Annotated in this window: 21 protein-coding genes; 9 read left to right on the plus strand and 12 right to left on the minus strand. The window is 59.5% G+C overall.

Going from position 1 to position 21,851, the window contains the following annotated elements:
* Positions 1 to 15: 15 nt before the first annotated feature.
* Entirely contained in the window at positions 16 to 936 is a 921-nt protein-coding gene (locus tag HDE75_RS05840; protein ID WP_311735074.1) for a LysR family transcriptional regulator, read from the minus strand.
* 98 nt (positions 937 to 1,034) lie between these two features.
* Between HDE75_RS05840 and HDE75_RS05845 the strand changes: the two genes are divergently transcribed.
* Positions 1,035 to 1,877 carry an SDR family oxidoreductase gene (locus tag HDE75_RS05845; RefSeq protein ID WP_183675803.1) on the plus strand — a complete coding sequence of 281 codons (843 nt, stop codon included), beginning with the start codon at positions 1,035 to 1,037 and terminating at the stop codon, positions 1,875 to 1,877.
* A gap of 14 nt (positions 1,878 to 1,891) precedes the next feature.
* Here the strand turns inward: HDE75_RS05845 and HDE75_RS05850 are convergent, their stop codons facing one another.
* Positions 1,892 to 2,242, minus strand: a complete 351-nt coding sequence (locus HDE75_RS05850; RefSeq protein ID WP_183675802.1) for a CzcE family metal-binding protein — start codon at positions 2,240 to 2,242, stop codon at positions 1,892 to 1,894.
* Between the two features lie 233 nt (positions 2,243 to 2,475).
* Here HDE75_RS05850 and HDE75_RS05855 point away from each other — a divergent pair, with 233 nt between their 5' ends.
* From HDE75_RS05855 to HDE75_RS05865, 3 genes are all read left to right on the plus strand, one after another.
* Positions 2,476 to 3,546, plus strand: coding sequence for a catalase family peroxidase (locus HDE75_RS05855; RefSeq protein WP_183675801.1), 1,071 nt, complete (start codon positions 2,476 to 2,478; stop codon positions 3,544 to 3,546).
* Entirely contained in the window at positions 3,543 to 4,091 is a 549-nt protein-coding gene (locus tag HDE75_RS05860; protein WP_183675800.1) for a cytochrome b, read from the plus strand. The genes HDE75_RS05855 and HDE75_RS05860 overlap by 4 nt, the downstream gene beginning before the upstream one ends.
* 126 nt (positions 4,092 to 4,217) lie before the next feature.
* Positions 4,218 to 4,475, plus strand: a complete 258-nt coding sequence (locus tag HDE75_RS05865; protein WP_183675799.1) for a hypothetical protein — start codon at positions 4,218 to 4,220, stop codon at positions 4,473 to 4,475.
* Between the two features lie 66 nt (positions 4,476 to 4,541).
* Here HDE75_RS05865 and HDE75_RS05870 read toward each other — a convergent pair whose 3' ends face one another.
* The 3 genes from HDE75_RS05870 to HDE75_RS05880 all read right to left on the minus strand — a co-directional run bounded on the left by HDE75_RS05870 (position 4,542) and on the right by HDE75_RS05880 (position 8,560).
* Positions 4,542 to 6,992 carry a TonB-dependent receptor gene (locus tag HDE75_RS05870; RefSeq protein WP_183675798.1) on the minus strand — a complete coding sequence of 817 codons (2,451 nt, stop codon included), beginning with the start codon at positions 6,990 to 6,992 and terminating at the stop codon, positions 4,542 to 4,544.
* Positions 6,993 to 7,059: 67 nt separating this feature from the next.
* Complete coding sequence (locus HDE75_RS05875; RefSeq protein ID WP_183675797.1) at positions 7,060 to 8,040, minus strand: FecR domain-containing protein; 981 nt, start codon at positions 8,038 to 8,040, stop codon at positions 7,060 to 7,062.
* 16 nt (positions 8,041 to 8,056) lie between these two features.
* On the minus strand, positions 8,057 to 8,560 hold the full coding sequence (locus HDE75_RS05880; protein WP_183675796.1) for a sigma-70 family RNA polymerase sigma factor: 504 nt from the start codon (positions 8,558 to 8,560) through the stop codon (positions 8,057 to 8,059).
* 333 nt (positions 8,561 to 8,893) lie between these two features.
* Here HDE75_RS05880 and HDE75_RS05885 point away from each other — a divergent pair, with 333 nt between their 5' ends.
* The 3 genes from HDE75_RS05885 to HDE75_RS05895 all read left to right on the plus strand — a co-directional run bounded on the left by HDE75_RS05885 (position 8,894) and on the right by HDE75_RS05895 (position 13,940).
* Complete coding sequence (locus HDE75_RS05885; protein WP_183675795.1) at positions 8,894 to 10,054, plus strand: Fic family protein; 1,161 nt, start codon at positions 8,894 to 8,896, stop codon at positions 10,052 to 10,054.
* A 194-nt stretch (positions 10,055 to 10,248) separates the two neighbouring features.
* Positions 10,249 to 12,921 carry a DNA mismatch repair protein MutS gene (gene mutS, locus HDE75_RS05890; protein ID WP_183675794.1) on the plus strand — a complete coding sequence of 891 codons (2,673 nt, stop codon included), beginning with the start codon at positions 10,249 to 10,251 and terminating at the stop codon, positions 12,919 to 12,921.
* Positions 12,918 to 13,940: a hypothetical protein gene (locus HDE75_RS05895; protein WP_260173708.1), complete on the plus strand. Its 1,023-nt coding sequence runs from the start codon at positions 12,918 to 12,920 to the stop codon at positions 13,938 to 13,940. The genes mutS and HDE75_RS05895 overlap by 4 nt, the downstream gene beginning before the upstream one ends.
* A 105-nt stretch (positions 13,941 to 14,045) precedes the next feature.
* Here HDE75_RS05895 and HDE75_RS05900 read toward each other — a convergent pair whose 3' ends face one another.
* Entirely contained in the window at positions 14,046 to 14,594 is a 549-nt protein-coding gene (locus HDE75_RS05900; RefSeq protein ID WP_183675793.1) for an FKBP-type peptidyl-prolyl cis-trans isomerase, read from the minus strand.
* Between the two features lie 93 nt (positions 14,595 to 14,687).
* Between HDE75_RS05900 and HDE75_RS05905 the strand changes: the two genes are divergently transcribed.
* Positions 14,688 to 15,809 (plus strand): cupin domain-containing protein, encoded by a 1,122-nt coding sequence (locus tag HDE75_RS05905; RefSeq protein ID WP_183675792.1) that lies wholly within the window; start codon positions 14,688 to 14,690, stop codon positions 15,807 to 15,809.
* Positions 15,810 to 16,163: 354 nt separating this feature from the next.
* Positions 16,164 to 16,415 carry a hypothetical protein gene (locus HDE75_RS27030; RefSeq protein ID WP_409254902.1) on the plus strand — a complete coding sequence of 84 codons (252 nt, stop codon included), beginning with the start codon at positions 16,164 to 16,166 and terminating at the stop codon, positions 16,413 to 16,415.
* Positions 16,416 to 16,588: 173 nt separating this feature from the next.
* Here the strand turns inward: HDE75_RS27030 and bamC are convergent, their stop codons facing one another.
* From bamC to htpX, 6 genes are all read right to left on the minus strand, one after another.
* On the minus strand, positions 16,589 to 17,776 hold the full coding sequence (bamC, locus tag HDE75_RS05915) for an outer membrane protein assembly factor BamC (RefSeq protein WP_183675790.1): 1,188 nt from the start codon (positions 17,774 to 17,776) through the stop codon (positions 16,589 to 16,591).
* Positions 17,777 to 17,844: 68 nt separating this feature from the next.
* Positions 17,845 to 18,723 carry a 4-hydroxy-tetrahydrodipicolinate synthase gene (gene dapA / locus HDE75_RS05920; RefSeq protein WP_183675789.1) on the minus strand — a complete coding sequence of 293 codons (879 nt, stop codon included), beginning with the start codon at positions 18,721 to 18,723 and terminating at the stop codon, positions 17,845 to 17,847.
* Positions 18,724 to 18,807: 84 nt separating this feature from the next.
* Positions 18,808 to 19,389, minus strand: coding sequence for a class I SAM-dependent methyltransferase (locus HDE75_RS05925; protein WP_183675788.1), 582 nt, complete (start codon positions 19,387 to 19,389; stop codon positions 18,808 to 18,810).
* A 44-nt stretch (positions 19,390 to 19,433) separates the two neighbouring features.
* Positions 19,434 to 20,114 (minus strand): site-2 protease family protein, encoded by a 681-nt coding sequence (locus tag HDE75_RS05930; protein WP_183675787.1) that lies wholly within the window; start codon positions 20,112 to 20,114, stop codon positions 19,434 to 19,436.
* Positions 20,115 to 20,195: 81 nt separating this feature from the next.
* Complete coding sequence (locus HDE75_RS05935; protein WP_183675786.1) at positions 20,196 to 20,819, minus strand: L-threonylcarbamoyladenylate synthase; 624 nt, start codon at positions 20,817 to 20,819, stop codon at positions 20,196 to 20,198.
* Between the two features lie 37 nt (positions 20,820 to 20,856).
* Complete coding sequence (gene htpX / locus HDE75_RS05940; protein ID WP_183675785.1) at positions 20,857 to 21,744, minus strand: protease HtpX; 888 nt, start codon at positions 21,742 to 21,744, stop codon at positions 20,857 to 20,859.
* Positions 21,745 to 21,851 lie beyond the last annotated feature (107 nt).

The raw sequence follows: 21,851 nt of genomic DNA on the forward strand, positions 1-21,851 counted from the left end.
TGCCGGCAACACCGATCAAGGTTCAATCGCAGCAGCCTCAATTTGCAGGCGCTTCCACTGTTTGACGTAATCGATAAAGGCCCGGAACGCCGCCGAAGGCAAGCGCATGCGCGGGTAATACAAGGCTTCCCCATCGAAGGGTGGCGTCCACTCCGCCAGCACTTGCAGCAAGGTACCGTTGTCCAGCATGGGCTGGGCTTCGCGCTGTTCCACGCAAGCGAGACCCACACCAGCGGCGGCGGCCTTGGCGGCGAGCAAAGTACTGCCCAGCAGCAAGCGTCCCTTGACATCGATTTCCGGCAAGTTAGGGTTGGCGGAAAACTCCCAGCGCATGATGCTGCCGCTGGGCATGCGCGCGCGTATGCATTCGTGCTGCAGCAAGTCTCCCGGCGTGGCAGGCGTACCGTTCGCCGCAAGGTAGGCTGGCGACGCCACGATGATCAATGCTTCCGGTATGCCCAGCGGCAAGGCCACCATGTCTTGCGGCGCGATGGTGACCAGGCGCAAGCCTGCATCAAAGCCCTGGGCGATGATGTCGACCAGCCGCCCTTCCGTCACCAGATCGACACGCACGTCGGGATACTCGCGCATGAAGCCGACCACGATGGGCAGCAAACGGTCAGCGCCCCAGCTGGACGCATTGATACGCACCAGGCCGCTGGGCCGGTCGCGCAAGGCATGCACGCCATCGATCGCCTGCGTGATTTCGCTCAAGGCTGGCCGCACCCGGACGAGGAAGGCGGCGCCCGCTTCCGTCAAGGAAACGCTACGTGTGTTGCGCAGGAATAAACGGATACCCAGATGGCTTTCCAGATTGGCCACGATATGGCTGACCGACGAGGGCGACATACCCATCTCGCGCGCTGCGCCCCGGAAACTGCCATGCGTGGCCACCGCCTGCGCGACTTTCAATGCGCGCAATCCCAAATCTTCCACTGTACGGTTTCCTTCATCAGTCTGTTCAGTACTGGCTAGCTTACATCATCAATCATTAAGCCGTACATTAGCAGCATCGAATCCAAGGAGAATTGAGTATGACCACTGTGAAAACCATTTTGATTACCGGCGCCTCGTCCGGTTTCGGTGAGGCGGCAAGCCATTATTTCGCCAAGGCAGGCTGGAATGTCATCGCCACCATGCGCACGCCGGAACAGGCGCCAGCCGGCCTGGCAGACGCCGGCCAGGTATTCGTGACCCGTCTGGACGTGCAGGACAGCGACAGCATCGCCGCGGCGATTGCCGCTGGCATCGCCCGCTTCGGCAAGATCGACGTGGTGGTGAACAATGCAGGCTACGGCCTGTTCGGTGTGTTCGAAAGCTTGACGCGCGACGCCATACAAAAGCAGTTCGATACTAATCTGTTTGGCGTCATGGATGTCACGCGGGCCATCCTGCCGCACTTCCGCAGCCAGCGCGCGGGCACCATCATCAACGTCAGCTCGGGCGCCGGCGCCATCGGCTTCCCGATGGCGTCACTCTATTGCGCATCGAAGTTTGCGCTGGAAGGCTATTCCGAATCGCTGTCGCACGAACTGGCCTCGCTGGGCATCAAGGTCAAGATCGTCGAACCGGGCGGCGCGATGCAAACCAGCTTCATGGCCAGGGTCGGCACGGAAAGCGCCGGCACCGCCGCCATCGCAGACTACACGCCCTTCCTGGAACACGTAGGCGCACTGTACGCAGGCCTGGGCGCGGCAGCGGATGCCGATGCGGTGGACACGGTGGTGGCATCGATCTACCAGGCGGCGACCGATGGCACCAAGCAACTGCGCTACACGCCGACCCGCGATATCGCCGCCCTGCTCGATGCGCGCCGCAGCTCGTCGGAACAAGAATATCGTGCTTTAACTACCGGCTTGTTCTCGCTGCCAGCGTAAGACTGAAACTGCCATCAACCCCGGTACAGGGGATTGCTGGCAACGTAGACGCGAACGGGCACGGCCGTGAAGTCAGCCGGGGCGATCTTCGACAGGTCGAAGCGGACCTCTTCGGGAAAGGTGTCGAAATGCCAGGTGAACATTTTGCCACCGGCCTTGAATTGCACGGTTTCGCCATTGCTGACGCTGACAAAGGTGGTGTCTGCCGTGATATTGATCACGCGGTCGGCGGCGCCCGTGGTCACTGACGTACCGTAATCGGCGGCGGCGCCGGCCCAGCCTGCCGCCTGGGCGCCAGAGATTTGAGTGGCGGCGGCAAAGCCGGTAATTGCCAGAACGATAGCGGCGCGTTTCAAATTCAACATGATCCTGCTCCTGATGGTTGGTTGGTTGGTGTATCGATATCCTTGTCGAGATCCTTGTCTCGATGGAAGCCAGTGTAAGGAGCGCCCGCTGACCTGGGCATGACAGGACCATTACAAAAAAATGACAGGCCAGGCCTCGTCACCCGGATGACGAAACTGTCATTTCTTCGTCATTTCCGCGTCATTTTTCACTGCCTACAATAGGACTTCCATCCCATTGCAGGAAACTCCCCATGTCCATCCCACCCACAGGCAGCAAGCCGCTGGGACGCTTGCTGCCGCTCGCCGCCATCGCCGCCACGGGCGCGGCCCTGGTGGCAGCGTATGCCTACGCAGCCGGCTGGCTGAGTCCAGAGCGTCTCACCCCCGCCAGCATCATCGCCAGCTTTCATGCCGACTTCGGTCAACATCCTGGCTTTCGGCGCAATCATGCGAAAGGCATGTGCGTCGCCGGTTACTTTGAAGGCAATGGACTGGCTACGCCCTATTCCAGCGCGGCTGTCTTTGAGCAAGTGCGCACACCCGTGGTCGGCCGCTTCGCCGTTCCCGGTGGCAATCCTGCCGTGGCGGACACGGCTGGCCCCGTGCGCAGCCTGGCGCTGCAATTCACGCAAGCCAACGGCGAACAGTGGCGCACCGGCATGAACAGCACACCGGTATTCGTGGTCAATACCCCGCAAGGCTTTTATGAAAACCTGCAGGCGTCGCGACCCGTACCCGGCACGGGCAAACCGGACCCGGCACGCCTGCAAGCCTTTTTTGCGGCCCATCCCGAGTCAAACGCCTTCCGTCTATGGGTGAAGGGCCACCCGCCATCATCCTCATTTGCCAATACCCGTTTCTACAGCATCAACGCGTTTGAACTGGTCGATGGCCAGGGCGTACACCATCTTGCACGCTGGTCGGTATTGCCTGAGGCAAACGCCGCCCCGCTGGCGCCGGCAGCGGCCAGCAATCCGAACGCCCTGCAGGATGCATTGGCCGAACGCCTGCGCGCCGGGCCACTGCGCTGGCATCTGCAATTGCAACTGGCCAAGTCTGGCGACCCCGGCAACGACGCGACCATCGCCTGGCCGGACGACCGCCAGGTGATCGACGCCGGCGTGCTGACCCTGGAAAGTACCGTCGCCCAGGATGACGGCCCCTGCCGCGACATCAATTTTGACCCGACCGTGCTGCCGCGCGGCATACAGGTGTCGAACGACCCGCTGCTGGCAGCCCGCTCGGGCGCCTACGCCCGTTCCTATAATCTGCGCACGCGCGAACAGGCGGCGCTGCACACCGCACCAGGAGCATCACGATGACTGCACCGCGCTTTTCCCTGGCCTTGCGCCTGTTGCACTGGACCATGGCGCCCTTGCTGCTGGCCATGCTGCTGATCGGCACCGGCATGGTGGCCACCGTTTCGCACTGGCATTTGACTTTGCTCAATTTGCACAAACCGCTGGGTCTTGCCTTGCTGGTGCTGGCCGTGCTGCGCCTGCTGCTGCGCCTGTTCAGCCCCGTGCCCGCGCTACCATCGAGTTTGCCGCCAGCCTTGCGCCTGGCAGCGCATGGATCACACTGGCTGCTGTACGGTTGCATGCTGGCCATGCCGCTGATCGGCTGGGCCATGCTGTCGGCTGGCAACTTCCCGCTGCCCTTGCTGGCTGGAACCACGTTGCCGCCGTTGCTACCGCCCAATGTCGCCCACTACGCACTGCTGCGTTCGCTACATACCGTGCTGGGAGAACTGTTCTTCGTGCTGGTGCTGGGCCATATCATCGCCGGCCTGGCCCATGCGCTACTGCTGCGCGATGGCGTGTTCGACGCCATCAGCCTGCGCCGCCGGCGCCAGCCGGACCACTGAACAGCGCACTTATCAAGAGTAAAACCTTTAATTTACATTAATTTGCCTTAATGATAATCTCTTAATGGCTAGAAACCATTAAGTGCTTTATCTAATCAATATGATTCGTCATGAAAGGCAGCGCGTATGAAAATTTTCTCAGGTTGGCATTGTTTATTGATAGGTATTTCCACGCTGGCGCTGGCCGGCTGCTCCACCCCCGAACCCAATGTATCAACCGAAGGCGCGCCAAAAATTGCGGCCGTCAAGTGCAAACGCACTTCCGACGCTACGCTCGGCACCCTGATCAAGAAAGATTGCACTTCCCCGTCGGATGCAACGACTGTGAACAAAGAGGAATTCCTCAACGCGCTCCAGACACCAGGGTCGATGGGTAACCGCTAACAACAGCAGGCACACGCTGCCACACAGGTACCCGAGGGATGTCGAATCCCTCACCTGCCCGCAGGATTACAAATCGAACTGGGCCGACAGCAGCGCGGTCCGTGGTGCAGCGGCGGTACTGACCGTCAGCAATGTGCTGCTGGACAGCCAATAGCTCTTGTTCAATACGTTCTCTACGCTGACGCGCAAGACCACCGGCGTGCGCAGGATGGTGGTGCGGTAGCGTGCGCCGATGTCATAGCGCTGCCAGGATGGCATCTCCAGCGTATTGGCCACGTCATATGGTGTGGCCGCCGTGTAGATCGCGCGTGCGTTCAGACTCAGGCCATTGATTCCCGGCACGTCCCAGTCGGCGCCAAGGTTGAGCGTGTGTTTCGGCACGCCAATCGCGTCATTGCCCTGGTTCACGCCACCGGCCGCGCGCTGCAGCTTGGCGTCATAAAAGGTGGCGCTGGCCATCAGGCGCAGATCGCGCACGGCCTCGCCAACCACCGACAGTTCCAGGCCACGGTTACGCTGCTTGCCGTCCATGCTATAGATATTGCTGATCGGGTCGGTAATCGCATTCGGACGGTCGATCTGGAACAGCGATACACCGCTGATGACCTTATAGCGATCCATTTTCAGTCCGATTTCATACTGTTTAGACTTGAATGGCGCAAACACTTCACCCACATTAGCCGTGCCCAGCGGCGCCGTCGAACCGCGCGTCAGGCCGGAAGTAAAATTGCCGTACAAGGACACATCATCCCAGGGGCGCACCACGATGCCAGCGATGGGCGACACCGCGCTTTCGCCATACGAAGTAGTCACCGCGCCCGCCGCGTTGAAGTTCTGGGCTTGCACTTTCTGCTGGCGCAGGCCGGCCGTCAGCAAGACGCGCTTGTCGGCAAAGGATAGCGTATCGGTCAGGGACATGCTGGTCAGCTGGGTCGCCGAATTCTTGCTCGGTGAGAGACGATTGCCGTTGAGCTGGTAGACCGGCTGTGGCGCGTAAATATTCGAATCGACCGCCGTGCCGGCCGGCGCTGGCAGATAAAAACTGCCTGCTTCCTGCTCCAGGCGCGAAGCGGAAAAGCTGAGCATGTGTGCCAGGCCTTGCGTATTAAAGCGTGCACGGGCGCCAACTTCGCCGGTCTTGCTGCGCGACGCCGCGTCATACCAGGCGCTGCTGACTCTTATATTGCCCTTCTCGTCCATCGCATCCATCCCGCGCGCAGAAGGAAAATCCTGTTCGCTCGCGCCATAGTGGTAACCGGCAGCAGCGTACAGCATGACTTGCGGCGACAAGTCGTACTCCAGGCGCGAGGCAATCGTCGAGTCGCGGAGCTTCAGGCCGGCGCCTTCATAAATAGCGCGGTGGCCGGAAGGCGCGGCCGGCAAGCGGGTAATGCCAGGCCGAAAACCAATCTGCGCGCGGAAATTATCGGTACTCTCGCGTTGCGCGTAGGCATCCACCGACCAGCGCAAATTGGCTGCGCGGTAGTCGAGCGCCAGCGCGGCCATCCCAAATTGCTGCTGGCCATTGTCGATATTCGTGTCGCCGTTGCGGTACACCCCATTAAAACGCAGCCCCCAGGCATTATCGTCGCCAAAGCGGCGCCCCACGTCGAGCTGGCCGCCCAGCAGGGATTTGCTTTCGTAGGTGGTCGTCAAACGCGTGACCGGTTCATCCCTGGCGCGTTTGGTGACGATGTTGATATTGCCGCCTATGCTGCCGTTCGGGCTGATCCCGTACATCAGCGTGCCCGGGCCTTTCAGCACTTCCACGCGCTCCATGAAGGCGGTGGGCATGCGGTTCGACGAAGCCAGTCCATACAGGCCATTCAAGCCGACGTCGCCGCTGGTGACATTAAAACCGCGGATCTGAAAATCTTCACTGAAGCCGCCGGTCGAGGTCATGGTGCGCACCGATGCTTCGTTGACGACCACGTCCGCCAGGGTGCGCGCCTGCTGGTCTTCCAGTATCTGCGCCGTATAGTTGGTGGTGCTGAACGGGGTATCCATCACGTCGGCAAAGCCCAGCACGCCCAGGCCGCCGCTGCGCGCGATATGGCCACCGGCCAGCAGGTTCTCGCCACGAGCGCCGTTGATCAGCACGCGGCTGGCCGAGGCGCTTTCATCTTCACTCATGGCGACCACTTCCGGCAGCATGGTGCTTTGCGTGGCGACCGCCTTGCGCAGCGCATAAGCCCCGTCCGCCTGGGGCACGGCTTCCAGCCCTGTGCCTTGCAGCAAGACGACCAAGCCTTCCTGGGGTGTGTAATCGCCGCGCAAGCCCTGGCTGGTTTTGCCTGCGGTGAGCTTGCCATCGATGGCCAGCAAGATGCCGGTGCTGCCGGCAAAACGGTTCAGCGCGCTGTCCAGCGTGCCTGCGGCGATCTCGACATGTCGCCGCGTTTCCGGGTTTGCGCCCTGGGCAAGGGCCGTGGTGGATGCAGCGGCCAGCGACAGGCCCGCCAGCAGGACGGCCTGGGCGATATGACGGCGGCGGAATGGGAGCGGTTGTTGCAACATGAACAGTCTATCCTTTCAAATCAAGAGGGTGATATCTACATCCCGAATGAAAAGAAAAAAGATCTACTCATTGTTTACTTTTTTTCGCCTGCACCGTGACCCAGTAGCGGGTTGCGTAGCTGATGCGCACCGGCAAGGCTTGTTCCAGGGCAGCCAGTACCTTGTCGGTATCGCCCAGGGGATAGCGTCCCGACACCACTTCGTTAGCGACGGCAGGGTCGCAACGGATCACGCCTTTGCGGTAACGCCCAAGTTCCACCAGGAAATCCTGCAAGCGCATTTGTTCCGCTTCCAGCACGCCGTCTAGCCACGCAGGGTGATCGGACGGCAACTCGCGCACCGCTTCCACCGATGCCGCCGTAAAGCGCAGCTGGCTGCCGGCGGCCAGGCGCAGGGGCGCATCCGGAGTCAGGCGGGGGCGCACTTCAACGACTCCCTCGTAGACTTCCACCCTGGTATGTTCGCCGCCTTGATACACGGTGAAGCGGGTACCTAGCGCGCGCGCCGCGCCATGCCTGGTGACCACCACGAAATCGCGATGGCGCATGGCCGGCTCGTGCGCGGTGGTGACGAGAATTTCGCCTTGATGCAAATCAATCTGCCGCAAGCCGGCGTCAAAATGGACATCGAAGGCGGTAGCTGTATTCATGCTGATGCGGGTGCCATCTTCCAGTACCAGATCGCGGCGTTCGCCGGTGGTCGTGGCATATTGCGCGGTCATGGTTTGCCACGGCGAACTGCCACGCAAGGTATAGACCGCAGCGCCGCTGCCGCAGGCCAGCAGCAAGCCACGCAAGACCGTGCGGCGCTGATTGCGCCGGCTACTTTCGCGCAAGGTCAGCCCTGCCGTTTGTGCCGGTACGCTGCGCAAGCGCTGCTCGATTGTCGCTACCTGCAGCCAGGCACGCTCATGCTCGGGCGCGGCCTGGCGCCAGTTGCTCAGCGCAAGCTGCTCTTCCGGCGTTACTTCGCCTGACCACATGGTCACCAGCCACGCCAGGGCCTGTTGACGATGCTCGGCAGAGACCGTGTCGCTCGATGCTTCCAACGCTTAATCCATAACCTTAAACCATCACCGCAAAACAAGCCTGCGCGGCCTGGAACATATATTTGCGTACCGATCCCAGCGACGCACCCATGCGCTCGGCGATGGCTTGATAAGTCAGGCCATCGAATTGCGACAGCAAAAATGCCTCGCGTGCGCGCTGCGGCAAGCGATCGAGCGCCGCATCGAGCAAACATAAGGTTTGCAGCGCGATGGCGCGTTCCTCCGCCGACGGCATCTGGTCGGCAGAAAAATGCAGCAGCGCTTCCAGGTAGGCATATTCCAGGCGCCGCCGGCGCTGCAAGTCCACCACGAGATGTTTCGCAATCCGCGCCAGGTAGGCGCGCGACTGCTGCTCGTACTCGGGCAGCCGGCCAGTATCGATCACGCGCACATAGGTATCCTGCGCCACGTCGGCCGCATCGAAAGCATTACCCAGCTTGCCGCGCAGCCAGCCCACCAGCCAGCTATGGTTGTGGCGATACATAGTGCTGATGAAGTCAGGGGCGATGCTGTCAGCCATTACGATTCCTGGGGTTTAGCCACAAGGTCCTGGAGCGGGAGCTTGGCCAAATCTTGATTGAGAATAATTCTCATTATTATATCGAAGTAGGGTGGCATGTGCTACTGGCGCAGTCGATGCAGAGCCTATCTTTGCCATGAGCGAGCTGTGGCAGCTCAGATGCCAAGCGATGCGTTTTACAAGATGCTCTGCGATAATTTTACAGATACTTCATTGTTCATTTTCAGATAATGAATTATGACATCTTGCTCAACCGATTGATCTTAAATGGTTTTTTTTAGAAAATTCAAGATAGTTATTGACACTAGTACCAATAACTTCTAGATTTCCCCTATGGATAGTCCCAGGTTTGAACACTTCGAGCTCAAGCTATGCAACCCGACATTTGATTCACCGCTAGTCGATGTCATCAACGAACTTGAGCATCTTCGTCGCCTGCAATTGGGCGGGAGCACGCCTGCGGGCGTTTTCTTTCAGCTCAAACACATCTTCCACATGCTGGAAAGTCTGGGGTCTGCCCGCATCGAGGGCAATCACACTACGCTGGCCGATCTTGTCGACGCAACAGTACGAGGCGATGACGGGGCCGACAACAGTGACCAGATGCAAGAGATCAGCAACATCGAAAAAGCGATGCGGTATGTTGAAGAGGCCATCGAGCCTGGTGCGCCACTGACCGAAACGTTCATACGCGATTTGCACAAGATTGCCGTGAGCACCTTACAGCGTGAGGGCGACAGAACACCGGGAGCGTACCGGGAAGGACCGGTCACAATCGCCATGTCGGCACATCTGCCGCCTGAGGCACTTGCCGTGCCGCAGTACATGAAGGAGTTGACTGATTTTGTCAACACCGCCTCAGCGCCCAAGTACGACCTGATGAAAGTGGCCCTCACCCATCACCGGTTCGGCTGGATACATCCTTTCTCAAACGGAAACGGAAGGGTCGTCCGCCTGCTGACATACGCTCTACTCATCAAGTACGGCTTCAACGTCAAAGATGGACGCGTGCTCAACCCAACCGCAGTCTTTTGTAACAACCGGGAGCGCTACTACCAGATGCTTGGTAGCGCCGATAGTGGCACAACGCAGGGCATTGAAAACTGGTGTATTTATGTACTTGAAGGAGTATTGCTTGAGCTGCAAAAAGTAGATCGGCTGACACAATACGATTACATCGAGCAAAAAATCCTCATACCCGCACTCAATATTTCACGCGCGCGGCAGCTGATAACGCTTGCTGAATATCACGTACTGCTGGAAGTGGTTCGGCTGAAAAGTGCAAAGTCGGCAGACCTGAAAAAAGTCATGCCCAACTTGACTGACAACCAGCGCACCTATCAGATCAAACGACTGGTAGAACTGAAAATGCTGCAAGCAATCTACCCAGGCGCCAGACAGTACGCGATCTGCTTCACCAACAATTACCTGTTACGCGGCGTCATCAAGGCCCTGACCGAAGAAGGATTCGTCCCCAGCTCCATGGAAAAGTGACGACCATGACGCCTATGCTGGTTTGACACCTGCCCCCATCGGGCAAACAGCAATAAATCCACCATCTGATCGACTTTGTCGCCGCAAGTGGCAGTCCCAGGCAGCCGCTAATGGTAAAGTATGGCCTGCTGCGCAATAGCGCCATCGCACTACCGAATTCCACACAGAACAACGATCAAACTCAAAGACTTACAATGAATATGCAGTCAAATCAAGAACTTGCCAACATCCAGCGAAGCAAGCTCACGCCCATGATGCAGCAATATATGGCGATTAAGGACAACCACCCGACGATGCTGGTGTTTTACCGCATGGGGGATTTCTACGAGCTGTTTTTTGAAGATGCGGAAAAAGCCGCGCGCCTGCTGGGCATTACCTTGACGGCGCGCGGCGCGGCCAGTGGTAATCCGATCAAGATGTGCGGCGTGCCGTTTCATTCGCTCGACGGCTACCTGGCCAAGCTGGTCAAGCTGGGCGAGTCGGTGGCCATTTGCGAGCAGATCGGCGATCCGGCCACCAGCAAGGGGCCGGTCGAGCGCAAAGTCATGCGCGTAGTTACCCCCGGCACCTTGACGGACGCCGACTTGCTGCCAGAAAAGGCCGAGCGCCCGCTGCTGGCCTTGTGCAGCGTAACGCAGCGCAAGACCGTGACGACGGGACTGGCCTGGCTGTCGCTGGCCAGCGGCGCCTTGAAACTGATGGAATTCTCCGGCGACAGCGCCACCGTGGCCACCCGCTTGCAGCAAGAACTGGAACGCATCGTGCCCGCCGAGATCCTCAGCGGCGACCATGGCGGCCTGTTTGACGACTACACCGGCACGCATATCAACCGCGTGCCCGACTGGCATTTCGACGTGGTCAGCGGCCACAAGGCGCTGCTCGACCAGCTGGGCGTGGCGACCTTGACCGGCTTTGGCGCCGACGGCCTGGGCGCCGCGTTCGGTGCGGCCGGCGCGCTGCTGCGCTATGCGCAGTCCACGCAAGGGCGCGGCTTGCAGCATGTGCGTTCGCTGACGACGGAAAATGAAAGCGAATTCATCGGCCTCGATGCGGCCACCCGACGCAACCTGGAATTGACGGAAACCATACGCGGCCAGGAATCGCCGACCTTGTTCTCGCTGCTCGACCATTGCCGTACGGCCATGGGTTCGCGCATGTTGCGCCACTGGCTGCACCATGCACGGCGCGACCAGGCCGTGGCCCGCGCGCGCCACGAAGCGATCGCTGCGCTGGCGCAAAGCGAAGCGGCCGGTCCGCTGGCGGCCACCCTGACGCAAGTACCCGACATTGAACGCATCACCACGCGCATCGCGCTGCTGTCGGCCCGTCCGCGCGATCTGGCTGCCCTGCGCGATGGCTTGCTGCAATTGCCGGCGCTGCGCGAACAGGTCGTGCGCTGCCATGGCCAGGAGAGTGAAAACAGCTTGCTGCGCGCCATCCACACTTCCCTGGCGACGCCAGAAAGCTGCCTGGACTTGCTGGTGCGCGCCGTGGCGCAGGAACCGGCGGCGATGGTGCGCGATGGTGGCGTGTTTGCCCGCGGCTATGATGCCGAACTCGATGAATTGCGCTCGCTGTCGGAAAACGCGGGGCAGTTCCTGGTCGACCTGGAAACGCGCGAACGGGCCCGCACGGGCATCGCCAACCTGCGCGTGGAATACAACAAGGTGCATGGCTTCTATATTGAAGTCACGCACGGCCAGACCGACAAGGTGCCCGACGATTACCGCCGCCGCCAGACCTTGAAAAACGCCGAGCGCTACATCACGCCGGAATTGAAAGTGTTTGAAGACAAGGCCCTGTCGGCGCAAGACAAAGCCTTGGTGCGTGAAAAACTGCTGTACGACTTGCTGCTGGCCGAGCTGGCGCCGCATATCGGCACCCTGCAAACGATCGCCCAGGGCCTGGCCCAGCTCGATACCCTGAACGCGCTGACGGAACATGCGCAGCAGCATAACTGGGTCGCGCCGCAGCTGGTTGCCGAGCCGTGCATCAATATCGTCGAAGGCCGCCACCCGGTGGTGGAAAAGCAGATCGAACGCTTTATTGCCAACGATTGCCGCCTCGTCAACGAACGCCGCTTGCTGCTGATCACCGGTCCGAACATGGGCGGTAAATCGACCTTCATGCGCCAGGTAGCTTTGATCACCCTGCTGGCCTATGTGGGCAGTTACGTACCAGCAGCCAGCGCCACCATCGGCCCGATCGACCGCATCTTCACGCGTATCGGCGCGACTGATGACCTGGCGGGCGGACGCTCGACCTTCATGGTGGAAATGACGGAATCGGCCGCGATTCTGAACGGCGCTACCGAACACTCACTGGTGCTGATGGATGAAGTGGGCCGCGGCACCTCGACCTTCGACGGCCTGGCCCTGGCGTGGGCAATCGCGCGCCACCTGATCGACAGCAGCCGCAGCTTTACCCTGTTCGCCACACACTACTTTGAGCTGACGCAATTGCCGGACAGCCATCCGAGCGCCGCCAACGTGCATTTGTCGGCCGTCGAGCACAAGGACAGCATCGTCTTCCTGCACGCCGTGCAAGCGGGTCCTGCCTCGCAAAGCTATGGCTTGCAGGTGGCGCAACTGGCGGGCGTGCCGCAGCCGGTGATCAAGGCTGCGCGCAAGCATCTGGCGCGGCTGGAAGCGCAGGCGCTCGATGCTACGCCGCAACGCGACCTGTTCGCCGCGCCATCAAGCGATCCCTATGCGCAAGAGGAAGACGACACGCCGGCGCCAGTCGCCGCCCTCAATGAAGCGCAGCAAGCCTTGCTGGACGCCATCGCCGACCTCGATCCCGATGCGCTGACGCCGCGCGATGCGCTGGAACAGTTGTATCAGCTGAAACGGCTGGCCGCCGCATGATCATCAGATCCGGCAAGGCACACCTGGTAGCCAGTGCGCTGGCGGTGTGCCTGCTATGGCAGCCTACGCTGACAAAGGCAGAGGAACCCGGCTTCGACTTTGCCGTGCTGGGGCACTCATTCAAGGCGGGGCCGGACGATGCTCCTTTGAAACACGCGATCCAGGACAGCAACAACCTGCATCCCGCGTTTCTGGTGGCAACCGGCATCAAGGCGGCCAGCGAATCGTGCAGCGACAAGCTGTACAGCCAGCGCAAGGATTTGCTTGACGCGAGCAGCCAGCCGCTGGTCATTTCGCTATCGGCCAGCGACTGGGCCAACTGCCGCAATTCGCGCGGGCGCGCCAATGCCATCGAACGGCTGAACCGCTTGCGCGAAGTGTTCTTTGCCGACGACAGCAGTCTGGGCCAGCGTAAGCTGAGCTTGTCGCGATTGTCATCGACGGCGAAGTTCCGCAGTTATGCGGAAAATGCCCACTGGGAATATGGCGGCGTGCTGTTTGCCACCGTCAACCTGCCGGCCAACAACAACCATTTCCTGCCGGAAGCCGGCCGCAACAGCGAATTCGAAGACAGGCTGGTAGCCAACCGTTCCTGGCTGCAACGTTTATTTGCCATGGCCCAACGCAAGAAATTGGACGGCATCGTGCTGTTCTCGGACGGCGACGTACACATACTGGAAGAAGAGGAAAGTTCGCTACTGCCCAATTTCAGCAGCAAGCAAGATGGCTTCGCCAGCCCCCGCAAGCAAATCCGCCTGCTGGCCAAGAAGTTTGAAGGCAAGGTATTGCTGGTCGACACCCAGGCGGGCAGCAAAAAGACGGGCAAGAAAAACACCCAGGGACCAAAAATCAGCTGGAAAGACAACCTCGGCCACATCAGCATCGACAGCGACTGGGCCACCATCTTTGTCCAGCCAGGCAAGTCGCCGTTATTTGAGGTGCGTGAACGCGCCGGCAAACTGGCACCAAACCAGTCCGCATCAAGCCAACGAACGTCACGACGCCTGGCCAGACCGTAGCGAGCGGAAGGGAGAGGTGGCTAAGAAGCGCAACCGTACTCAAGTACGGTGAGCATCGCAGGCTACCTATACCGACGCGCAGCAGGTCTGGTCAGGCGTTACCACTTAGTGGATAGGGTGGGTGCGGAAGTGATCGCCTTCTTCACCTTCGTCGTCACCCTCATCACCATGGTCATGGCCATGCGCGCCATGCACGTGGCCGTGGGCGATTTCTTCTTCGGTGGCTTCGCGCACGTCAGCGACGGTCAGCGAAAAGCGCAGCGCGATACCTGCCAGTGGATGGTTACCATCCAGAACGACTTTGTCGTCGGCGATATCGGTCACGGTGAAGATCATCGCTTCTTCATCGGTCGAATCGCTTTCTGGCATGCCTTCGAACTGCATGCCCACTTCCAGCGGCTCAGGCAGGCGGTTGCGTGGCTCGACCTTGACCAGCGCTGGATCGTATTCACCGAAAGCATCGTCCGGTTCGATCTGGATCGTGTTGGAATAGCCAACTTCCTTGCCGTCGAGCTCTTCTTCGATCTTCGGCAGGGTGTTTTCATAATCACCGTGCAGATAGACCATAGGCTGACGGCCATCTTCGATCAGATTGTCTTGCGCGTCTGACAGTTTGTAGTTGACAGTCACGACCGTATTCTTGGCAATCTTCATTATGCTTCCTTTCATTGTATAAGCTGGCAAATTATACCTTTCCGCCGCTTGCGGCGAGCGCATTCCTGCATTTGCGGTTGTTATAATGGGCGCATGAAAACATTAACTCTCCTTGGCGATATCACGCCAGCGCAATTCCTGCGCGACTACTGGCATAAAAAACCCCTGCTGATCCGCCAGGCTGTGCCTGGCTTCAAGCCCCTGCTGGATTTCAAGGCCATGGCCGAACTGGCTAAGCTCGACCACGTCGAATCGCGCCTGGTCAGCCATGTCGATGGCCACTGGTCCATGCAGCAAGGGCCATTAACCAGCCTGCCCTCCCCAAAACAAAAGGAATGGACCTTGCTGGTGCAGGGCGCCAACCTGCATAACGCGCAAGCCGATGCACTGCTGCGCCAGTTCCGTTTCCTGCCGGACGCGCGCCTTGACGACCTGATGGTCAGCTTTGCTACCGATGGCGGCGGCGTGGGCCCGCATTTCGATTCCTACGATGTGTTCCTGCTGCAAGGTCAGGGCAAGCGCCACTGGCGCATCAGCGCGCAAAAGGACCTGAGCCTGGTCGATGGCCTGCCCTTGAAAATCCTCAGCAATTTCACGCCGGACGAAGAGTTCACTCTGGAACCGGGCGACATGCTGTATCTGCCGCCCCACTACGCGCACGATGGCGTGGCGATCGGCGACTGCCAGACCTATTCGATCGGTTTCCGCTCGCCTTCGTTCCAGGAGCTTGGTGAAGCGTTCCTGCAATTCATGGCCGACTCGATCGACTTGCCGGGCCGCTATGCAGATCCTGAATTGAAAGCCTCAAACAAGCCGGCAGAAATCCCGCGCGAGATGCTCAGCACCATCGCGGAAGAGCTGAACAAGGTGCGCTTCACGGAAGAAGATGTGACCATCTTCCTGGGGGAACACCTGTCTGAACCGAAGCACAATGTGTTTTTCACGCCGCTGGCCAAACCGCTGACAGTGGGACGCTTTACCGACGCCGCACACAAAAAAGGTGTCGTGTTGTCACGTAAGACCTTGATGCTGTATCGTGGCAAGAATGTCTTCATCAATGGCGAGTCGTTCGCCATCGGCCGTGCCGATAAAACGGCGCTGGAGACCTTGGCCAATGAACGCGCGCTCGCTGGCGCGGCCGTGGCGCAGGCTTCCGATGACGTGATGGACGCCTTGTACACCTGGTATCAGGACGGCTGGATCGAACTGGCCTGATAGCTGCGTTGCAGTAAAAGTGGTACTACCAGTAACACGTGTTTATGTCTCTGCGTTAGCGCAACAAAACATAATATTTTTATATCGTTTTGTGGCGCTTACGCAAAACACTTACACTTGCTTGCAATTTGCTTTGCTAATTATTGCGTTATCACAAAATAGTTGCGGATTTGCCTCTTGCTGCTATTGCGACGCACCAAAAATCGCTATAATATTCGGTTAGGAAGTTTCCGTTGTCTGGCAGGCACCACCTGGTACGAAAAGCCTTCGAAGACGACCTAACGAGCGATAATTACCGGTAATTATTCATCGCAACAATGTTGATTTATTTTTTGAAATAATTAAGGAAAACAAATGAAAAAATCCCTGCTGATCGCCTCCCTGATGGTTGTTGCTCTGGCCGCTTGCAGCAAAAAAGAAGAAGCTCCTGCACCAGCACCAGTAGTTGAAACCCCAGCACCAGCTCCAGCAGAAGCTGCTCCAGCTGCTCCAGCCGCTGACGCTGCTGCTGCTGCTTCGGACGCTGCTGCTGCTGCTTCGACCGCTGCTTCGGCTGCTTCGGACGCTGCTGCTGCTGCTTCGACCGCTGCATCGGCTGCTAAGTAATTTAGCACCCCGCATCAAAGAAAACCGGCCTGCGGGCCGGTTTTCTTATGCCCGCTACTTTTATGCTCTTTAACCAGAGCCACCAATAAATAGCGCAGGCAATAAAAAAGGCTGGCTTCCGCAAGGAGCCAGCCTTTTTTGATCAATAGCAGGCATGATGCCTGCCACTGCGCTTATTTCAACTGATCATTCAACAGACCCAGGATCTTGCCAGCCACTGGCGTGGTGTCAGGCTGGCCTTCGTTGGTCTGAATACTGACCAGGCTGGTCGAGCCATTGCCAGCCTTGACCGCCACACGGTAGCGCTGCGCTTCCTTGTCCTTGTCGGACGAACCCCAGCTGAACAGTTTCGAGAAGAAACCATCTTTCTTGACGACGTCAGGATCGACATAGCGCACGAAATACGTACCCTGCGTGCGGTCGCGGTCTTCCACCGTGAAGCCGACACGGTCCAGCGCCAGGCCGACACGGCGCCAGGCGCGGTCGAAACCTTCATCGACTTCGATGGCGTGCGTGGCGCCCTCGCCGACCAGCTTGGCGTGCAGCGGCTGCACGATGGCTGTATCGACGGCCGTCTTGGCTTGCGCCTCGTCGGTGGCAGCGCCCAGGCGGGTCATCAGCTTGGCCAGGAATTGTGCTTCCAGGCCTGGATCGTTGGGACGCGGGGTCCAGGTGGTGGTTTCCTTGTCGCGGCCCGTCAAGACCTCTTCCATGCCACGGTGGCTGATGTAAATCTCGGTCGAACCATCCGGCAAGCGCTCCAGGCGGGTACGGTACTTGTCTTTCTCGCCCGTCGAATACAGGGAATCGAAGACCTTGCCGATAGTGTTGCGGATGATGTCTTGCGGCAGCTTGGCGCGGTTTTCATTCCACTCGGTTTCCATGATGCCGGCAGTCGGCTCGTCAATGGCGAGATTAAAACCGGAATCTTCCCAGAACTGTTTCAGCTGCGGCCACAGCACTTCAGGCGACTGCTTGACCACCAGCCAGCGCTGGTTGCCTACACGTTCCACCTTCACGCCGCCTGCAGCAACGGGCACTACGTCCACCGCGCCGCCAGCGGCGTTGGTGACGACTGGCGCGCCAGAGGCAGCGTTGCGCTGCGCATTGTAGCCCGATGCCGTTGCCACGCCGTTTTTCGCGTCAGGCAAGGTGTAGCGGTTGTCTTGCTGCAATTGGGTCAGATCGGGCGGCACGTCCAGGGTGCTGGCTTTCTTGACCGACTTGTAGTCGACCTTGTCGCCACCGACCACCGAACTGATCATGCCACAGCCTGCGAGGCTGGCTGCGACGGCGCCGATGACGAGGCCGCGTACGGCGATGGTGGCAGGCGCAGGGATAGTTTTCTTGCTATTAGTCATGTCGTTACTGGATAAGAAGCTAAGTGGCAGCTGAAATCAGGGAAGGTCCGGACTGTGCTAGTCAGGGCTTAAGATAAGACACCGGCGTCGCGCAAGGCTTCGCGTACCGTGGCATGGCAATTCTCCGCCAGCGGCACCAAAGGCAAGCGTATGCCGGCGGGCATCATGCCCATTTCCGCCAGGGCCCATTTGACGGGCACAGGATTGGGCTCGACAAACAATTTCTGGTGCAGCGGGAAAACCTTGTTATTGATGGCAATAGCCTTGGCCCGTTCACCCGCCATGGCGGCCACGCACAATTCATGCATGGCGCGCGGCGCGACGTTGGCGGTGACGGAAATATTACCGTGGCCACCGCAGAACATCAGCGCCATGGCAGTCGGATCATCGCCCGAATAGACGGCGAAATCGGCTGGCACGAGGCGCAGCAGGTCGACGCCACGGCCGATGTTGCCGGTCGCGTCTTTCACGCCGACGATATTGGCAATCGCCGACAGGCGCACGATGGTGTCATTGCTCATGTCGGCCACGGTGCGGCCCGGCACGTTGTACAGGATGACAGGAATGTCGACGGCTTCGGCGATGGCCTTGAAGTGCTGGTACATGCCTTCCTGGGTAGGACGGTTGTAGTACGGAACCACTTGCAAGACAGCATCAGCGCCCGCTTCTTTGGCGTAGCGCGTCAGCTTGATGGCTTCGGCTGTGGAATTGCCACCGGCGCCGGCGATGATAGGAATGCGTCCCTTGGCGTGCTCGACGGTCAGCTTGATCAGTTCGCAGTGTTCTTCCACGCTCACTGTTGCCGATTCGCCCGTGGTGCCCACGATGACGATACCATCCGTGCCCTCGGCAATATGCCAGTCGATCAGCTTGCGCAGGCCTGGAATATCCAGACTGCCATCTGCGTGCATCGGGGTGACGATTGCTACAATGCTGCCCTTGATCATAGTAATTTTATAGCGCCGATAAATAAAACAACGATTGTAGCGGATAGCCCGCGCCTGTGGTGCATTCTGCTGTAGAAACGCCGCTCAAAACGGTGGCAACAGGGCCGCCAACCGTGGAAAATCCGGTCGAACGGCACAGATTCGTTGCACCAGAGCAGCTTTTGGCTGTTCTACCCGTCCCTCTTCATACGCCACCACGCGCAAGCCGTGCTGCGCGGCCCAGGCCAGCATTTCGCCTTCCTTGAGCAGGAATTTCGGATTCGACGGCTTGCCGAATTGTTCATTTCCCTCAGAAAAAGTTTCGTACACCAGCAGGCCATCGGGCGCCAGGCTGGCCACCAGCGACTCGATCAAGGGGCGATGCAGATAATTCGTCACCACGATGCCGGCAAAACGCCCGGCCGCAAACGGCCAGACAGCACCTGGCGCTTCCAGATCCACCAGCGAGGTGACGATGCCCGTGCCGGCGGCTTTTTCCAGCATCTCGGGGTCATGGTCGAGCGCGATCACGGGATGGCCCAGGCTGACCAGATGGCGCGCATGGCGGCCGTTACCGCAGGCCAGGTCCAGCACTTCGCCACCGGGGATCAAAGGCGCCCAACGGCGCACCCAGCCTGAAATTATTTCACTGTCTATTGCCGGTTCCACTTGTTTTATTACTTGCATTCATATTCCATCAGTTAATTGCTTTTCGCCGCGGCACTTGAGCCTCAGCCCAGCAGCATCCGCAGCGGCAAAGTCAGTCCGAACAAGCCCTCGATAACGACCTGCATAATGCCAGGCAAGAACTTCCCGAGCACGCCCGTGTAGCTGAGCAATATCAATCCGCCGAAGATAAACGGCGTATAGCGGTCGAGCCGCGCGTATTGTTTCGACAATTCCAGCGGCAGCAAGCCGGTGACGATGCGGCCACCGTCCAGCGGCGGCACGGGGATCAGGTTAAACACGCACATGGCCGTATTGACCAGCACACCAGCCTGGCACACTTGCAGCAGGAAAGCTTGCAGCTGCGAGGCTTGTACCTTGCTTGCCAGCACGATCAGCACCACCATCCAGCCCAGCGCCATGGCCAGGTTGGCGGCAGGACCGGCAGCAGCCACCCAGGCCATCTGTTTTTTCGGATTGCGCAGGCGGTTGAAATCGACGGGTACCGGCCGGGCATAGCCGAACGGTACCTGGATCGTGAAATACAGCAGCAGCGGCAGGATGATTGTGCCGAAGGGATCGATGTGCCGGATGGGATTGATGCTCAGCCGCCCCTCATTCGAGGCGGTGGGATCGCCAAAATACCGGGCCGCATAACCATGCGCGGCTTCATGCAGGGAAATCGCAAAAAGAACCGGTATCAGGTAGACCGCAATGGTCTGGACTATCTCGTTGAAATTGCTCATGACCGCGATTCTACCAGAGCGGCCCGGGGCCTTTCTTATGCTGTCATGAAGACCACATGAGGCGCAGCCTGTCGTGCATGCCTACAAGCCCAGCGCAGCCGGGTCGCCGCGGCCCACCCGCACCACTTCCGGCTCGGCGCCCGTCAGGTCGATCACGGTGCTGGGGCCATGCGCGCACACGCCGCCATCGATGATCAGGTCGACCAGTTTTTCCAGCCGTTCGCGGATGGTGTCGGCGTCGGTCAGGCTTTCTTCATCGCCAGGCAGGGTCAGGGTAGCGCCCAGCAGCGGCTGGCCCAGCTCTTCCAGCAGGCACTGCACGATGCGGTGCTGCGGCACGCGCAAACCGATGGTCTTGCGCGATGGATGACTGAGGCGGCGCGGCACTTCCTTGGTCGCCTCCAGGATAAAGGTATAGGCGCCCGGCGTGGCCGCCTTGAGCAAACGGAACTGGCGGTTATCGACGCGGGCGTACACGCCCAGCTCGCTCAAGTCGCGGCACAGCAAGGTCAGGTGATGCTTTTCATCGACACCCCGGATACGGCGCAAGCGCTCGACGGCGCCCTTGTCGTCGAGCTGGCACACCAGCGCATAGCAGGAGTCGGTGGGCAAGGCCACCACGCCGCCGGACTGGATGATCTGCGCCGCCTGCTTGATCAGGCGCAATTGCGGATTGTCGGGGTGTATCTGAAAAAATTGACTCATGGTCTATAAGTTCTGGCTAGCCAGCTGGTGAAAAACGTCATGATTGTACGCCGCGCAAGGCAGCGATGCGTTGTTCGATCGGTGGATGGGTGGCGAACAGTGCACCCCAGCCGCTATTGCCGCCGCTGATGCCCAGCGCCTGCATCGATTGCGGCAACTCGCCCGGCTGCACGCCGCCCAGGCGGGCCAGCGCATGCATCATCGGCGTCGGACTGCCCAGGAGCTTGGCCGAGCCGGCGTCGGCGCGGAATTCGCGCTGGCGCGAGAACCAGGCGACGATGATGGAGGCGAGCAAGCCGAAGAGTACTTCGCACACCATCACGGTGACGAAATAACCGATACCCCGTCCGCCGCCTTCGCGGTTGTTATTCTTCAACAGCACATTGTCGACAAAGAAACCCACCACGCGCGCCATGAACACTACGAAGGTATTGACCACGCCCTGGATCAGGGTCAAGGTGACCATGTCGCCATTGGCTACGTGGGCGATCTCGTGGCCCAGCACGGCCTCGACTTCATCGCGGTTCATGCTTTCCAGCAAGCCCGTGGACACGGCCACCAGCGCCGAATTCTTGAACGCACCGGTAGCGAAGGCATTCGCCTCGCCATCGTACACGGCCACTTCCGGCATGCCGATGCCAGCCCGTTCAGACAAGGCGCGCACCGTATTGACCAGCCACAATTCGGTCGACGAACTTGGGTTATCGATCACGCGCGCGCCGGTGCTCCACTTGGCTACCGGTTTGCTGATCAGCAAGGAAAAAATCGAACCGGTGAAACCGACCACCAGCGAAAACACCATCAGGCTGCCCAGATTCAAGGTACTGCCCCGTGCAGGATTGCCCACACCCAGCAAACTGAGGACGATGGACAGCACCAGCATCACAGCCAGATTGGTGACAACAAAGAGGACGATACGTTTCATGGGCGATGGCTCCAGATGAATATTGAAGACGATAGTAGTGAAAATATAAGTACGGGGCCGCACATTTCAAGTGCGGCACGTCTTATGAATACCTTAAGAATCGTGGC

Source organism: Janthinobacterium silvisoli, from assembly GCF_014200725.1.
Lineage (GTDB): Bacteria > Pseudomonadota > Gammaproteobacteria > Burkholderiales > Burkholderiaceae_D > Janthinobacterium.